This is a genomic window from Streptomyces sp. NBC_00094 (assembly GCF_026343125.1).
Classification (GTDB): domain Bacteria; phylum Actinomycetota; class Actinomycetes; order Streptomycetales; family Streptomycetaceae; genus Streptomyces.
In genome coordinates, this window is sequence record NZ_JAPEMB010000001.1 from 6,472,248 (window position 1) to 6,487,788 (window position 15,541).

A 15,541-nucleotide genomic window follows, 5' to 3' on the forward strand; every position below is an offset into this window, starting at 1 on the left:
ACTGTTCCGTGTCGGGGTGCTCGGTCGGGTCCAGGGGGCCAGGGGTGTAGGGGTCCAGGGGTCTACTAGTCCGTCATGTCCGCGAGAGCCTCTTCCTTCAGGCGCTGCTTCGCGTCGTACTCGGCGGCGAGGTATCTGGCGCGTTCCTCGGTCATGTCGAGCAGGGTCAGCAGGACCGGCGTGCAGATGCTCGGCAGGACGTGCTGGAGCAGGACCACGACCCGGTGGGTCAGGTCGTCGCGTTCGCGCAGGATCTGGGACATCGTCTGGATCCCGGCGAAGGCGCCGGAGAAGAGCTCGGCGGTGTCCGTCACGTTCACGTGGACGAGGAGTTCCCCCTGGGCCTTCGCGACCGTCAGGACCTCCGACACCTGGTCGCTCCAGGCCTGGAACGGGGCCGCCCGGTCGATCCCGGTGGCACCGCTGTCCAACGCCAGGGCGACACTCGCACGCACGAGCGGGTCGCGCTGCAGTCGGTGCGAGAGGAGGAACCCCTGGTCGACCAGCTCCTGGAGCTTGATGGGCTGAGGAGTGAGGGGCTCGTCGAGCATCTGGGCGTCGAGCACGCCGAGGGCGAGGTCTTCCTTGGAAGCGAAGTGGAAGTACAGCGCTCCCTTGGTCACCCCGGCACGGACCAGGATTTCCCCGATGGTCGTACGCTCGTAGCCGCGCTCGGCGAAAGCCGCCGCCGCCGAATCGAGGATCGCCCGCCGGGTGCGGATTGCACGCGCTTGCTGCGCCAAAGCGCCTCCTGCTGTATCACTGTCCGTGCTCAACGTGTGACGTGAAGCATTTTTCAGAAAACCTGGTTGTACGTATTCTATTGCGGGCGGGTTTGTCGCCCTTGGGTGTGCGGGGGCAAGGGGAGCCATGGATCAGAATCGTCGAGGAGTGGCGACGCATGTCCCCGGAGAGTTCGTCCACCGATCGGATCCCGCTGACATCATTCCCACAGGCTGGACGCAGCTACAGGAGAATCGGTTCGCCGTCCCATCCCGCTGGCCTGCCGCGCATCCCTTCTTCGCTCCGGTGACAGGGGATCGCCACGACCCCGTCCTGGTGGCCGAGACGATACGCCAGGCCACCATGCTCGTCGCTCACGCGGAACTCGGGGTACCCGTCGACGATCAGTTCGTCATGTGGGACCTCCACTACACCGCCGATGCCGAGATGCTCGCCCTTGACGGCCTCCCCCCGGAGCTCGGTGTCGACGTGGCCCTCTCCGATCTCGTCGGCCGCCGCGGCAGGATCCGGAACCTGCGCGCCACCGTACGGATCACCCGGGGCGGCCGCCTGCTCGCCACCGGCGGCGGGCTGGGCCGCTGCACCTCGGCCCTCGCGTACCGCCGCGTGCGGGGCGAGCGGATGGCCCAGCTCGGCAGACCCGTCCCGCTGATCCAGGGACTCGCCCCCCACCTGGTCGGCCGGGAACGGCCGCAGGACGTCGTCCTGGGGCCCGGCACCCGGGCGGGCGAGTGGAGACTGCGGATCAACACCGGGCACCCCACCCTCTTCCGGCGGCCGAACGACCACGTACCGGGGATGCTCCTCCTGGAGGCCGCCCGGCAGGCCGCGATGCTGACGGCCGGCGGCGCCTTCCTGCCCACGGTCGTGGACATCGCCTTCGAGCGCTACGCCGAGCTCGACAGCCCCTGCTGGATAGAGGCCGAGACCGTGGCCTCCGCCGATGCCCCGGCCACCAGTGTCCTGATCACCGGCCGACAGGACGGCGCGTCCGTCTTCCGGTGCACCCTCACCTCACCGTCCCCGGAACTGGCGGCGATCGGTGGCGGCCTCAGCAGCCGACTGGCGGGCTGACCGGAACGATGGGATCTCGTACGACGATGGGTTCTCGCACGACCATGGGCGCTCGCCTTCTGATCACGGGCTCGACCGGGTTCATCGGCAGCCGCGTCGCGGCCGCGGCGGTCACACGGCCGGAGCCCGCACACGTACGGCTGCTCGCCCGGCGTGAGTCCGTCCCGCCGGTCGCCGGGAGCGTCGGGAGCGCCCGGAGCGCCCGGAGCGCCCGGAGCGCCGGGAGCGCCGGGAGCGCCGGGAGCGTCGGGCCGGCGAACGGCCCGACCGTCGAGACCGTCCCCGGTGACCTCCGCGACCCCGCGTCCCTGCGCCGCGCCTGCGAGGGCGTCGACGTGCTGATCCACTGCGCCTCGGCGATCGGCTCGGACGAGGAGCTGGCCCGTACCGTCAACGACGAGGGCACCCGCGCGCTCGTCGACGCGGCCGTACGCGCCGGGGTGACCCGGATCGTCTCCCTGAGCACCGCCTCCGTCCACGGCCGCGGGCCCTTCCGCGCCGCCGCCCCCGGCACCCTGCCGCTCGCCCCCGTCTCGGCGACGAGTCGCACCCGGGCGGCGGGCGAGCGACACGTCATGGACGCCGGCGGGACCGTCCTGCGACCACACCTCGTGTACGGCACGGGCGACCGGCAGGTCCTGCCCGGTCTTGTCCGGCTGCTCGCGGCGCTGCCCGGTCCGCTCACCGGGGGTGACTCGCTGCATTCCGTCATCGACGTGGAGAGCCTGGCGGGCGCCCTGCTGGGCGCGGCGCTCTCGCCGCGGACCGAGGCCGGTCCGTACTACGCCGACCACCCCGAGCCGGTGCCGGTCGCGGAGCTGCTCGCGGCCGCCGAGGCGCTGCTCACCCACCGGGCGGGGCCGCCCCGGGGGCCGGCGGTGAGCATCGCGACGGCCCGGGAACTGCTCGTGGACGTTCCCTTCGCGCAGCACCACCTCGACATGCTCGCCACCGACCACTGGTTCGCGGACGACCGCCTCTGGGTGGACCTGGACTGCGACCCGGGGCCGGGCTTCACCGGGGGATTCGCGGACCACGTGCCGTGGTACCGAACTCTTCTCGACCGTTCCTGAACCGAAGGTAGGAAACACCGACATGTCCGCGCTGACCGGCAGGACCGCGATCGTCACAGGGGCGAGCCGCGGCATCGGAAGAGGTATCGCAGAGCGGCTGGCCGGGGACGGGGCCCTGGTGGCCGTGCACTACGGCAGCAACGAGAAGGCCGCGCACGAGACGGTCCGGCACATCGAGGACAAGGGCGGCCGGGCCTTCGCGTTCCGCGCGGAGCTCGGGGCGCCGGACGCCGTCGACACGTTCTACGCCGCGCTGGAGGCCGGTCTCGCGGAGCATGGCGCGGGGCCCGGGTTCGACATCCTCGTCAACAACGCGGCCGCGAGCGGCTCGGGCCGCATCCACGAACTGACGCCCGAGGTCTTCGACCGGCTGTTCGCGATCAACGTGAAGGCCCCGCTCTTCCTGATCCAGCGGGGTCTCGGCCTGCTGCGCGACGGCGGCCGGATCGTCAACATCTCCTCGGCGGTGACGAAGCACGCCTTCCCCGACTCCGTCACCTACGCGATGACCAAGGGCGCCGTCGACACGATGACCCTCGCCCTCGCCAAGGAGCTGGGACCCCGGGGGATCACGGTCAACGCCGTGGCCCCGGGCTTCGTGGCGACGGAGATGAACGAGCGACGCCGGGCGACTCCGGAGGCGAGCGCGGCCCTCGCGGCGGTCTCGGTCTTCAACCGGATCGGGACGCCGGCCGACATCGCGGACGTGGTCGGCTTCCTCGTCTCCGACGACGCGCGCTGGATCACCGGGCAGTACGTGGACGTCACGGGCGGCAGCGCGCTCTGACCGTCCGTACGGGGAGTCCGACCTGCCCCGGAGGCCTCCGGGGCAGGGGGGAATGCCCGGTGTTCTGCCCCTCGCGTCCTTTTCCGACTCGCGGACCGGGCTGTGTGGTGGGGAGGGTTCCCGCCACGTCGACAGGAAGGGTGACACCACACATGGCCCGCGAGAACGGCCGAACCCCCGACCCCGAACGCTCCTCCCCGACCCCGGTCCGGGCGCCCCTGCCCGGTGCGGGTGAACGGAACATCCAGGGCACCGCCGGGAACACGGCGATGGTCCAGATGCTCCGCCAGGCCGGACACCCCTGGTCCCGGCCCGCCCCGCCCGAGCAGCACCAGCACGGAGCCGGCTGCGGCCACCTGGCCACCCCGCAGGCCGGGACCACGGACGAGGCCGCTGTGCAGCGGTCCACCGTCCACGGGGTGCTCCGCGCCCCGGGCCGGCCCCTCGACGACACCACCCGGGCCGACATGGAGACCCGCCTCGGCGCGGACTTCACCGACGTCCGCATCCACGACGACAGCGCCGCCCGCGCCTCCGCCGCCGAGGTCGGCGCCCGGGCGTACACCTCGGGCAGCCATGTCGTCATCGGTGCCGGCGGTGCCGACAAGCACACGCTGGCGCATGAGCTCACCCACGTCATCCAGCAGCGTCAGGGACCCGTGGCCGGGACCGACCGCGGGGACGGCCTGAGTGTCAGCGATCCCTCCGACCGCTTCGAGCGCGAAGCGGAAGCCAACGCCACCCGCGTCATGAGGGCACCCGTCGCGGAAGCAGGGGCACCTGCTTCTCTTCCTTCGGCCCGGGACACCTCCCATACGGCCGCCGTGCAGCGGATGCCCTTCAACGGCAAGGAGAAGAAGAACGCGCCGCCACCGCCTCCTCCCAAGCAGGGCGACCACCTGTTCAACAAACTGGCCGAGGCCGCGGAGCTGCTCGCGACGAACGCCACCACACGCATGGAAACGGTCTTCGCCGGGCTCGGACGTCCCGTCAGGAACAGCCTGGGGCAGAATGCGGCGGCGTTCAGGGAGAAGCGGGACGCCTTCACGACCAAGCGGGACGAGATGCTGCTGAAGGCGAGCGAGGCGAAAAGGGAGCGTCACCCGAAGAGCCACCCCAAGTCCTTGTTCTTCGCCGCCGAGGGCGTCTCCAGTCAAGCCGGCGGTGACGACAACTCCCAGACGTTCGGGACCTTCAGCGCCACGCTGTCCTCCCTGCCGGCTCTCTGCGGAGTCACCGCTGACGGAGCCGTCCGGCCGTTGGCGCTTCCCGCTGAAGTGACCGCCGCGCGGGGCGGGTGGGAGAACCTCAAGGGGAGGGTGTACGACAGCGATGCCGAACGCAGGGTGACGGCGGCGCTGAAGGACATCGAGAAGGGAAGGCACAGGCGTGCCTTCGGTACGTGGAATACCGATACGCAAGGCATCTACGCGGAACTGTACGAGTTGATGCTGTCCACCGTCGAAGCCCTTCAGGAACTCACCGCGACGATGATCAGAGGCGGCGTCGCGACCGCCGCGGCTGCGGCGACCGACAACGGCGAGACCACGAACTCCGCCGCCCCTGCCGCCGGAAACGAGGAGACGGAGAGCCATACCTGACCGACGGACACCGCAGGGCGGCCCCGGTACGTCGGGAGCGGATTACCGTCCGGGGCCGGCCCAGCCGCTTCGCCGACCGTGGCTCCGCGGCCGGGTCGTCACCACCACCGCGCCGGCGAGCAGCACCACGTTCTTGACGACGAACTCGCCCACCAGGGTGAGGAGGAGCGGGTTGGCGTGGGCGAACGCCACCCCCGGGGTGAGGACGAGCACCGCGAAGGTGCCGCACAGGTGGGCGACGAGCACCGGCAGGGCCGCGGCGCGGCCGCGGCCCGACAGCAGCCAGCCGCCGAGCGCCACCTCGCCCCAGCCGAGCGCCGGTACGAACCAGTCACCCGCCGGGAACGGCAGGACGGCGACGACGAGCGTGGCCGCCGGGCTGTAGCCGATGACCTTGAGTACCCCGAACCAGACGAACACCCCGCCGAGGCCGGCCCGGAGCATGGTCAGGCCGTGGTGGTGCAGCCGTGGGGCGAGCCGGTCGAAGCGGCCGAGGGGCGCCGGCGGGGCGGGGGCCGTGGTGGGAGGTTTCATCTCAGAGGAAACGGTCATGCGCGGGCATCTCCAACACGAGTCGATGCGGGTCCGGGCGAGGCCGGGCGGAGGGGGCCGGGGCCGTACGGGCTGGGTCGAGCGGGCCCCGGGGGTGCCGTGGGGCGCCGAGCGGGGCGTGGCCGGGTGGTGGACCGCTCGGATCGCGCCGAAATCACGGCATGAGGGGCGGACGCCGTCGCCACACGCTAGTCACGTCCCAGGGACCCCCGCGACGCCCATCGCTTCCTTGCATACCCGCGATGGAAGAAGTCGATCGGCCGTTGCCGGACGCGATCATTTCTCGCCAGCCTGAGCTCTGTTCGAGTTTGTGTTTGATCCACAGGCTCGTGCCGCGTCCATCCGCCCCGGCACCATGCGAAGGAATCCAGGGATGTCCCACCGATCCGCCGCCCCCGCCCCCACCTCGACCGCCGCGGCCCGCACGCCGCTCACCCGGCGCCGGGTACTCACCACGTCCGCCGCCGCGGCCGGGGCGCTCGCCCTGCCCGGCTCGGCGGCATGGGCCGTCCCCACCAGCTTCGAGGCGGAGACCCGGACGGGCCGTCGGGCCCCCGGCGCCGTCACCGACCCCAGCGTCGTCATCCGCTGGAACCAGGCCGCGATGGACGCGATACTCGGCCGCTACCAGGCCGCCGGCAACCGCTTCGGCCCCGCGACCGTGAACGCCCGCGCCCTCGCGATCATCCACAACGCGATCTACGACGCCTGGGCGTGTTACGACCGCTGTGCCGTCGGCAGCCGTTTCGGCGGCTCCCTGCGCCGGCCCCGCGCCGAGCGGACCCCGGACAACAAGAACGAGGCCATCAGCTACGCGGCCCACCTCGCGCTGCTCGACCTGTACCCCGAGTACAAGGTCGCCATCGACGGGATGCTGCGCAGCCTCGGTCACGACCCCGAGCTCACCGAGCCCCGCCGGAACAGCCCCGCCTGGATCGGCCGTCGCACCGCGCGGGCCGTCCTCGACTACCGGCACGATGACGGCGCCAACCAGCTCGGCACCCCCGCGTACACCGACACCACCGGCTACCAGGCGCGCAACACCCCGCAGGTCGCCGGCGCCTTCGACCCGTCGACGGTCACGGACCCGGCCCACTGGACGCCGCTGATCGTCAACGGCAAGACGCAGCGCTACCTCACCCCGCAGTTCGCGGTGATGAAGCCCTTCGCGCTGACCCGCCCCGACCAGTTCACGGTCGCCGCCCCGCCCCCGTACCCCTCCGTCCGGATGACGGCCGCGATCGAGGAACTCCTCGACATCAGCGCCCGTCTGACGGACGAACAGAAGGCGATCGCCGAGTTCTGGCTCAACGACGACGTCACCCCGCCCGGCGCCCAGCAGATGTGGGGACGGTACGTCTCCGCCCGCGACGGCTACGGCGTCGACGAGGACGCCCAGCTGTTCTTCGGCCTCAACATGGCCGAGTGCGACGCCGCCATCGGCTCCTGGGCGGTCAAGCGCGACTACGACTTCGCCCGCCCCTCGACCCTCATCCCGTACGACCGGCGCGGGCAGCAGGTCCGCTCCTGGGGCGGCCCCGGCCAGGGCACCGTCACCATGGACGGCGTCGACTGGCAGGCGTACGTCGCCGTCCCGCCGTTCCCCGCGACCGTCTCCGGACACAGCACTTTCTCCGGCGCGGCCGCCGAGTTCCTGCGGCGCTTCACCGGCTCGGACTCCTTCGGCGACTCGTACCGCTTCACGGCGGGCGCCTCCACCGTCGAGCCCGGCCTCACCCCGCGCACCGACGTCGTCCTGCACTGGCCCACCTTCAGCGAGGCCGCCCGCCAGGCCGGCATCTCCCGCGTGTACGGCGGCATGCACTGGAGCTTCGACAACGAGCCCGGCATCGAGATGGGCCACCGCATCGGCAAGGTCGTGCACCGGCAGGCCCTGCGCTACTTCACCGGCGCCCACCGCTGACCGGTCCGCCGACAGCCTCCGCTCGCCCTGCCCCACCTGCCCCGCCCGCCCGCCCCACCCGCCCCGCCCGGCAAGGAGAGAACACCGTGAGCAACCAGACCCAGACCCCCGCGGGTGCGGCGACACCGCCCGCCCGCAGCCGCTGGGCGGGCGGCGCCCCGCCCTTCCCCGGCGCCAGGCCGGCCGCCCTCGGCACCCTCGCCACCGTCGTGTCCCTGGTGATCCTGGTCGCCCTCGGCGAGGCCACCGGAAACCTCCTGATGATCGCCCCGCTGGCCGCCACCGCGATGATCATCTGCAGTACCCCCGCCCTGCCCCCGGCCCAGCCCCGCGGCACGGTCCTCGGCCAGGTCGGCTCCGGTGTCCTCGGCCTCGTCGCCGTCGCCCTGTTCGGCCACTCCCTCTGGGTGGCCGCCGTCGCCGCGGGCCTCAGCGTCGGCCTCATGCTCCTGCTGCGCGCCGTCCACGCCCCGGCCGCCGCCACAGCCGTCCTCGCCGTCCTCCAGGACCCGGCCCCCGTGCGCTTCCTCGTCCTGCTGGCCGTCGGCAGCGTCCTCCTCGTCCTGGTGGGCCTCGTCGCCTCCCGGCTCGGCGTGATCGGCACGTACCCGACGTACTGGTGGTGACCCGGCCCGCCGGTGGCGCACCTTCCTTCCGTCCGCCCGTACCTCCGCGTACCGACCCTCAACGGAGCGCCCGTGAACCGAGACAGACTGCTCGTCAGCTGCGAGCAGATCATGGAACAGCTGCGCAAACCCGCGGCCGGTGACGAGAACACGGTCCTCGTCGAGATCACCGACGGCGGCTCCCCGCTCGGCCGGGTCCCCGGCTCCGTCCGCCTCGACTGGACCGGTGACCTCCAGGATCCCGTACGCCGGGACGTCATCGGCCCGGAGGCCTTCGCCGAACTCCTCGGCCGGCACGGCATCTCCGCCGACCACACCGTCGTCCTCCTCAGCGGCAACAACAACTGGTGGGCCGCCGCCGGATACTGGCAGTTCACGCTGTACGGCCACCGGCAGCTCCGCCTCCTCGACGGCGGCCGGCTCCGCTGGGAGGCGCTCGGCGGCCCCCTCACCCACGACGCCCCGGAGCGCCCGCCCGCCGCGTACCCCGTACCGGCCCTCGACGAGTCGATCCGGGCCCGCCGCGAGGACATGCTCGACCACATCGGCCGCCACCAACTCCTCGACGTCCGCTCCCTGGAGGAGTACCTCGGGCAGAGCAACACCCCGCCCGGCGTGCCCGAGGACCTCGGCGTGCGGTGCGGTCACGCCCTCTCCGCCGAGCACATCCCCTGGCACACCGCCGTCCACCCCGACGGCACCTTCCGGGACCGGGAGGAGCTGGCCCGCGCCTACGCGGCCGTCCGCACCGACACCCCGACCGTCGTCTACTGCCGTGTCGGCTGGCGCTCCGCCCACAGCTGGTTCGTCCTGCGGGAACTCCTCGGACTCCCCGACATCCGCAACTACGACGGCGCCTGGCGGGAGTTCGGCTCCCTCATCGGCGCCCCCATCGTCAACGGCCCCCAGCCCTGGGGACCCGACGGCATCCCGTCGATCGTCGCCCAGCGCGCCCCGGAGGTCCCCGCCCGTGCCTGACGTCACCGTGTTCCGCAACGTCCTGCGCAACGGCTTCGACCAGACCGACCTGCCCTGGGTGCCGTGGACCGAACCCGGCCGCGTCGGCGTCGAGTTCGTCGTCCTCTGGGGACCCGACCCCGCCGAGGGCGAGGACTCCGCCTCCCTGCTGCTGCGCTTCCCGCCCGGCGCGCACGGCGACTTCCACGAGCACCTGGGCCACGAGCTGATGCTCGTCCTCGACGGCACCCTCGACCACAGCGACGGACGCCGCTTCCACCGCGGAGACCTCGTCGTCGAGGAGCCCGGCACCCGGCACCGGATGTCCAGCGCCGAGGGCTGCACCGTCCTCGCCGTCCGGGCCCGCCCCGCCGCCGCCCGTACCCCGGAGGCCGGCGAGATCACCACCGGCGTCGGCGCCGTCTGACCCGCTCGACCTCAAGGGGCGCCTCGCCCGTCACCCGGCCGTGGCCGGCGAGGCGCCCCCCGCACCCCTGCCCTCCCCGCCCCAGACCTTTCGGAGAGAGACGCCATGACCCCGCACGCACGGCCCCAGTCCTTGCGCAGTCCCGAGCCCTCCCGCCGGGTCCTGCTCACCACCGGTTCCTCCGACGCCCACACCTGGAACCTGGTCCACCTCCAGCTCTTCCTGGAGGAGCACGGCCACTCGGTGCTCAACCTGGGGCCCTGCGTTCCCGAGGAACTGCTCGTCGACACCGCCCGGATGACCCGGCCCGACATCGTCGTGCTCTCCTCCGTCAACGGCCACGGACACCAGGACGGCCTGCGCGCCGCCCGCGCCCTGCGCGAGGACCGTGCCACCCGGTCCATCCCCATGGTCATCGGCGGGCTCCTCGGCATCTCCCCGGAGGGCGCCGCCACCCGTACCGCCGAACTCCTCGACGCCGGATACGACGAGGTGTACGCCGACGGGACCCCGCCCACGGCACTGCTGCGCCGCCTCGCAGAGCTCGGCGGCGCGTGTACCGGGCGGGCCGCAGCTTGACGACCTCCGTCCCGCCCGCGGCACAGCACCCGCTTCCCCCCGGCGATCTCGGCGCCTTCGTCCGGGAGTCGGCCGAGGCCGGCGCTCTGGTCGTCCAGCCCCGGATGGGCATGGTCGGAGCCGAGGAGATGGCCGACGGCGTCGCCGCCGTCGCCGCGCTGCCCCTGCGTACCGTCGCCACCCTCACCATCGACAGCTACACCCGCGTGGGCGACCACGCCGCCGCCACCGCCGCCCTGCGCACCGGTCGGCCCCTCAACGGGTTCCCGCTGGTCAGCCACGGCCCGAGGGCCACCGCGCGAGTCGCGGCCGCGGCCGGACGCGGCACACCCGTCCAGGTCCGCCACGGCTCCGCCGACCCCATGGCCATCTTCCGCACCATGGCCGCCGCCGGGCTCGCCGCCTCCGAGGGCGGCCCCGTCTCGTACTGCCTGCCCTACGGCCGCACCCCGCTCGCCGAGTCCGTCGCCGCCTGGCGCGACTCGGTCCAGTTCCTCACGGAGGAGAGCCGCGCCCACGGCCGCCGGGCCCACCTCGAATCCTTCGGCGGCTGCCTCCTCGGCCAGCTCTGCCCGCCTTCGCTCCTCGTCGCCGTCTCCGTCCTGGAGTGCCTCTTCTTCGTGGCCAACGGGGCGACCAGCGTCTCCCTCAGCTACGCCCAGCAGACCCATCCCGCCCAGGACGCGGGCGCGCTCACCGCGCTGCGGCTGCTCGCCGACGAGTTCCTGCCGCCCGCCGTCGACCGCCACCTCGTGCTCTACGCGTACATGGGTGTCTACCCGAAGACCGTGCCCGGCGCCCGGCTGCTGCTGCGCCGAAGCGCCGAACTCGCCGTACGCGGCGGGGCGCAGCGCCTGATCGTGAAGACCGAGACCGAGGCGCACCGGATCCCCACCGTCGAGGAGAACCTGACCGCCCTGCGGATCGCCGCCGACGCGGCCCGCGCCACCCACGACGCACCCATGGCGGCGCGGCACGGGAGCGGGCCGTCGGCCGACGCCGAGGAGGTCCTCGCCGAGGCCCGCACCCTGATCACGGCGGTCCTCGGCCTCTCCGACGACCTCGGCACCGCCCTGCTCAAGGCCTTCGACCGGGGCCTGCTCGACGTGCCGTACTGCCTGCACCCCGACAACAGGGGCGCCGCCCGGTCCACCGTCGCACCGGACGGGCGCCTCCAGTGGACCGACCTGGGCGCGCTGCCCCTGCTCACCACCAGCCGGAGGACCATACCGATGACCTCGCGTCAGCTCGCCGGGATGCTCGGCAGGGTCGCCCGGGAGCACGACCTGGCGGCCGCGACGCATCCGCGGCCGCAGGAGACCGGGCCCGTCCGGCGACCCGTTCCCCGGTCCGCCCCGGAGCCGTCCGCCGAACCGCCGCTGCGGATCGGATTCGTCGGCATGGGCCCGCGCGGCCTCTCCGTACTGGAGCGGCTCGCCGCCCGCTGCGCCGAGGAACCGCCCGCGCGGCCCGTGGAGGTCTTCGCGATCGATCCGTACGAGGCGGGGGCCGGCCGGATCTGGCGTACGGACCAGTCGCCCTGGTTCCTGATGAACACCCCGGCCCGGGAGGTCACCATGTTCTCCGGGCCCGCCGACACGGGACCGCACCGGCCCGGCGCGGGACCCAGCCTCGGCGAGTGGTGGGCGCGGGACGATCCGGCGGCCGCCGAGGCGGACGGGTACGCGCCGCGCGCCGTGTACGGCCGGTACCTGACGTACGTCATGCGGTGCGTCGAGGAGACCCTGCCGCCCGCGCTCACCGTTCACCGCATACCCGCCCGGGTGATCTGCGCGGACCGCGCGCGGGAGACGGAGGGGAGCGGTCGCGCGGTGCACCGACTGCGGCTCGACCGGGGCGACGTCCTCACCGTCGACCGGCTGTTGATCGCCACCGGGCATCCCGTCAACGAGCTCGACCCACAGCAGCGCGCCTGGGAGGCGTTCGCCCGGGAGTGCTCGACCCCCGCCCGGCCCGTACGGTACGTGGCCGGCGGCTCGGCGGTCGAGATGCCGCTCGCCGACATCCCGGCGGGCGCGAGCGTCGGCATCCTCGGCATGGGGCTGACCTTCTACGACATCCTCACCGAGCTCACCCTCGGGCGCGGCGGCACCTTCACCGAAGGCGGGGACGGGCTGCTCTACCTGCCCAGCGGCAAGGAGCCCCGGATCGTCGCCGGTTCGCGCGGGGGAGTACCCCTGCTCACCCGGGGCGCCAACCAGAAGGGGCCCGAACACCGCTACCGGGCACGGCTGTTCACCCCCGACCGGCTGGCCGCCCTGCGTGCGGAGTCCGCGCCGCTCGACTTCGAGCGGACCGTCCTGCCCTGGCTGCTCGCCGAGGTCAACCTCGTCCTGCTCGCCACCCGGGTCCGTCTCGTCCACGGCCCGGACGCGGCGGCCGAGTTCACCGAACGCGGCGAGCGGGAGCTCACGGACCGACCCGATCCCCGGATCCTGGAACGGCTCGCCGCCGGATACCGGATCGACCCGCGGCCCCTCACCGGGCTCGACGCGCTCGCCCGACCGTTCCACGGTCGACGCTTCGGCTCCCAGGCCGAGTTCCACAAGGTCCTCACCGAGTGGCTGCGCGCCGACCTCGCCGAGGCGCGGCGGGGCAACACCGACGGGCCCCTCAAGGCGGCGGCCGACGTCCTGCGCGACGTACGGCAGACGATCCGGTCCGTCGTCGACTTCGGCGGGCTCACCCCCGCGTCGCACCGGTGGTTCCTCGCCGAGTTCGGGCCGCTCGCGGCGATGGTCTCGACCGGACCGCCACCGGTGCGCTCGGAGCAGTTCCTGGCACTGCTCGCGGCCGGGGTCCTCGAACCGGTCGGTCCCGGCGCACGGTTCCACGCCGACCCGGTGGAGGGGCGCTTCGCGGTCGAGTCCGCGCAGGTCGAGAACTCCTGGGTGCCGCTCGACGTCGTGGTGGACGCCAGGGTGCCGAGCACGGACCTGGCGGCGGACCGGGACCCGTTGATCCGGGGGCTGCTGGTGGACGGGGAGATCCGTACGTTCACCAACGCGGCCGGGGATGTCAACGAGACGGAGGGCGCTGGGGAGTTCGCCACCGGCGGCCTCGACTGCACCGACGCGCCGTTCCATCCGGTGCGGGCGGACGGCTCGGTCGACACCAGCACGCACGTCCTCGGCATCCCCAGCGAGCACACCCGCTGGTTCACCCAGGTGGGCAGCGGCCGGCCCGGTCCCTGGGGCTCCTTCACCCGGGACGCCGACGCGATCGCGGACGCGCTGCTCGGCGGGGCGTCACTCGGTGTCGGGCGGCTCGGCGGGATGTCGCTCGGTGACGGGCGGCTCGGCGGGGCCTCGCTCGGCGGTGCGCGGTGAGGGGTTCCCGTACGGCCGCCCACGAGGAGTACCGGGCGGCCAGGGACCTCCTCCTGCGGCTGCGCGGCGACCGGGAACAGGCCTGCGCCGCCTTCCGATGGCCGCGCGCCGAGCACTTCAACTGGGCCCTGGACTGGTTCGACGTCATCGCCGAGGGGAACGACCGGCCGGCCCTCGAACTCCTCGGCCGGCCGGGGCCCGACGGTCGTGTACCGGTCGTCGACCGCCTCTCCTTCGCCGAACTGGCCGCACGTTCCGACGAGTTGGCCGCATCCCTGCGAGAGTGCGGGATCGGCCGCGGCGACCGGGTCCTCGTCCTGCTCGGCACCAGGGCCGAACTGTGGGAGACGCTCCTCGGCTGCATCAAGCTGGGCGCCGTCGTCGTCCCCGGCTACCAGGACCTGACCCGGGACGAGGCGGCCGACCGGATCACCCGGGGCGGCATCCGGCACGTCGTCTGCGCACCCCGGATCGTGCCCCTGCTCGACGCGTTGCCGGTGAGGGGCGTACGGATGGCGCCGGAGGCCGACCGGGCGGGCTGGCTCCCGTACCCCGACACGTGCCGCACCGGGCGGCGCGCCTTCCGGCCCGACGGGCCGACCCGGTCCGCCGATCCGTCGTTCTGCTACTTCACCTCCGGCACGACCTCGCTGCCCAAGCTCGTCGAGCACAGCCATGCCGGCTACGGCGTCGGGCACCTCTCCAGCCTGTACTGGAGCGGGCTGCGCCCCGGCGACCGCCACCTCAACCTCTCCGCCCCCGGCTGGGCCAAGCACTCCTGGTCCAGCTTCTTCGTGCCGTGGGCGGCGGAGGCCACGGTCCTCGCACCCCCGGACGGCGGCCTCCCTGCGGCCCTCCTGCCCCGCGTCCTCGCCGAGCACGAGGCCACCAGCTTCTGCGCGCCGCCCAGCGCCTGGCGGTCGATGCTGCCGTACGTGACCGGGGGCGCGGGCGCGCCCAAGCTGCGGGAGGCGACGGCGGCGGGCGAGCCCCTGACGGCCGAGACGTCCGCGCGGATCGAGGCGGCCTGGGGCGTACGGGTCCGCGACGGTTACGGCCAGACCGAGGCGACCGCCCTCATCGGCCGGGCCCCCGACACCCCGGAACCGCTCGCCCCCCTCGGCCACCCGCTGCCCGGCTACCGGATCGTGCTCCGGGACCCGGACACGGGGGAGACGGGCGAAGCGGGCGAGGTGTGCGTGGATCTGACGGAGCGTCCGCCGGGCCTGATGCGCGGCTACGCCGACCTTCCCGAGCGTACGGCCGAGGCCTTCGCCGACGGCCTGTACCGCACGGGGGACCGGGGCGAGCGGTGCGCGGACGGCTCCGTCCGGCTGCTCGGCCGACTGGACGAGGTCTTCAAGTCCCACGGCCACCGGGTCTCCCCGATGGAGATCGAGGCCGTCCTGCGCGCCCATCCGGAGGTGGCCGACGCGGCGGTGATCCCCTGCCCGGACCCGACGGGGGGACTGGCGCCGTACGCGGTGGTCGAACTCCGGGGCGTGGCCGGGGCGGCCGCGTCGGTCCCGTCGGCCCCGCGCGCGCCTGCGGACGCCGAGCGGGAGCGGGAGCGGGAGCGGGGGCCGGGGTGGGAGCGGGGGCCGGGGTGGGAGTCGGGGCCTGAGCCGGCCGGTGTCCGGCATCGCCGGGTGGGGGGCGAGCTCCTGGCGCTCGCCGCCGAGCGGCTCGCGCCCGTCTTCGTACCGCGCGGGGTCGACATCGTCGCCCGCCTGCCGCGCACCCGCTCGGGCAAGGTGCGCCGCGGCGAACTCACCCCGAGGGCCTGAGCGGCGGTGGTACGGGAGGCGGTCACCGCGAACGTACCCGTCCCGAGGCGGGCGCGCCGT

At 73.5% G+C, this 15,541-nt stretch carries 13 protein-coding genes; 11 read left to right on the plus strand and 2 right to left on the minus strand.

What is annotated here, in order from left to right:
- Positions 1–65: 65 nt before the first annotated feature.
- A complete protein-coding gene (locus OG580_RS28730; protein ID WP_267046548.1) occupies positions 66–743 on the minus strand; it encodes a ScbR family autoregulator-binding transcription factor in 678 nt (225 codons plus the stop codon).
- Between the two features lie 127 nt (positions 744–870).
- On the opposite strand from OG580_RS28730, the gene OG580_RS28735 reads away from it, so the two are divergent.
- The 4 genes from OG580_RS28735 (at position 871) to OG580_RS28750 (ending at position 5,279) form a co-directional block, all read left to right on the plus strand.
- The gene (locus OG580_RS28735) at positions 871–1,818 is read left to right on the plus strand and encodes a ScbA/BarX family gamma-butyrolactone biosynthesis protein (protein ID WP_267046549.1); all 948 of its coding nucleotides are present in this window, start codon (positions 871–873) and stop codon (positions 1,816–1,818) included.
- Between the two features lie 26 nt (positions 1,819–1,844).
- Positions 1,845–2,891, plus strand: coding sequence for an NAD(P)-dependent oxidoreductase (locus OG580_RS28740; protein WP_267046550.1), 1,047 nt, complete (start codon positions 1,845–1,847; stop codon positions 2,889–2,891).
- 22 nt (positions 2,892–2,913) lie between these two features.
- The gene (locus OG580_RS28745; RefSeq protein WP_267046551.1) at positions 2,914–3,678 is read left to right on the plus strand and encodes an SDR family oxidoreductase; all 765 of its coding nucleotides are present in this window, start codon (positions 2,914–2,916) and stop codon (positions 3,676–3,678) included.
- A 152-nt stretch (positions 3,679–3,830) separates the two neighbouring features.
- A complete protein-coding gene (locus OG580_RS28750; RefSeq protein WP_267046552.1) occupies positions 3,831–5,279 on the plus strand; it encodes a DUF4157 domain-containing protein in 1,449 nt (482 codons plus the stop codon).
- 42 nt (positions 5,280–5,321) lie between these two features.
- Here OG580_RS28750 and OG580_RS28755 read toward each other — a convergent pair whose 3' ends face one another.
- The gene (locus OG580_RS28755; protein ID WP_267046553.1) at positions 5,322–5,831 is read right to left on the minus strand and encodes a hypothetical protein; all 510 of its coding nucleotides are present in this window, start codon (positions 5,829–5,831) and stop codon (positions 5,322–5,324) included.
- Between the two features lie 373 nt (positions 5,832–6,204).
- On the opposite strand from OG580_RS28755, the gene OG580_RS28760 reads away from it, so the two are divergent.
- From OG580_RS28760 to OG580_RS28790, 7 genes are all read left to right on the plus strand, one after another.
- Entirely contained in the window at positions 6,205–7,755 is a 1,551-nt protein-coding gene (locus OG580_RS28760) for a vanadium-dependent haloperoxidase (protein WP_267046554.1), read from the plus strand.
- A gap of 86 nt (positions 7,756–7,841) precedes the next feature.
- Positions 7,842–8,381 (plus strand): HPP family protein, encoded by a 540-nt coding sequence (locus OG580_RS28765; RefSeq protein ID WP_267046555.1) that lies wholly within the window; start codon positions 7,842–7,844, stop codon positions 8,379–8,381.
- Positions 8,382–8,453: 72 nt separating this feature from the next.
- Positions 8,454–9,359, plus strand: a complete 906-nt coding sequence (locus OG580_RS28770; RefSeq protein ID WP_267046556.1) for a sulfurtransferase — start codon at positions 8,454–8,456, stop codon at positions 9,357–9,359.
- Positions 9,352–9,765: a cupin domain-containing protein gene (locus OG580_RS28775; RefSeq protein ID WP_267046557.1), complete on the plus strand. Its 414-nt coding sequence runs from the start codon at positions 9,352–9,354 to the stop codon at positions 9,763–9,765. Before OG580_RS28770 ends, OG580_RS28775 begins: the two co-directional genes overlap by 8 nt.
- A gap of 105 nt (positions 9,766–9,870) precedes the next feature.
- Entirely contained in the window at positions 9,871–10,344 is a 474-nt protein-coding gene (locus OG580_RS28780) for a cobalamin B12-binding domain-containing protein (protein WP_267046558.1), read from the plus strand.
- Complete coding sequence (locus OG580_RS28785; RefSeq protein WP_267046559.1) at positions 10,341–13,694, plus strand: FAD/NAD(P)-binding protein; 3,354 nt, start codon at positions 10,341–10,343, stop codon at positions 13,692–13,694. Before OG580_RS28780 ends, OG580_RS28785 begins: the two co-directional genes overlap by 4 nt.
- Positions 13,691–15,481 (plus strand): acyl-CoA synthetase, encoded by a 1,791-nt coding sequence (locus OG580_RS28790; RefSeq protein WP_267046560.1) that lies wholly within the window; start codon positions 13,691–13,693, stop codon positions 15,479–15,481. The genes OG580_RS28785 and OG580_RS28790 overlap by 4 nt, the downstream gene beginning before the upstream one ends.
- Positions 15,482–15,541: the final 60 nt, after the last annotated feature.

What these genes read in the sequence shown, in the direction of transcription:
- OG580_RS28735 (WP_267046549.1), top strand. Translation starts at nt 871, where the DNA reads ATGGATCAGAATCGTCGAGGAGTGGCGACGCATGTCCCCGGAGAGTTC.
- OG580_RS28740 (WP_267046550.1), top strand. Translation starts at nt 1,845, where the DNA reads ATGGGTTCTCGCACGACCATGGGCGCTCGCCTTCTGATCACGGGCTCG.
- OG580_RS28745 (WP_267046551.1), top strand. Translation starts at nt 2,914, where the DNA reads ATGTCCGCGCTGACCGGCAGGACCGCGATCGTCACAGGGGCGAGCCGC.
- OG580_RS28750 (WP_267046552.1), top strand. Translation starts at nt 3,831, where the DNA reads ATGGCCCGCGAGAACGGCCGAACCCCCGACCCCGAACGCTCCTCCCCG.
- OG580_RS28755 (WP_267046553.1), bottom strand. Translation starts at nt 5,831, where the DNA reads ATGACCGTTTCCTCTGAGATGAAACCTCCCACCACGGCCCCCGCCCCG.
- OG580_RS28760 (WP_267046554.1), top strand. Translation starts at nt 6,205, where the DNA reads ATGTCCCACCGATCCGCCGCCCCCGCCCCCACCTCGACCGCCGCGGCC.
- OG580_RS28780 (WP_267046558.1), top strand. Translation starts at nt 9,871, where the DNA reads ATGACCCCGCACGCACGGCCCCAGTCCTTGCGCAGTCCCGAGCCCTCC.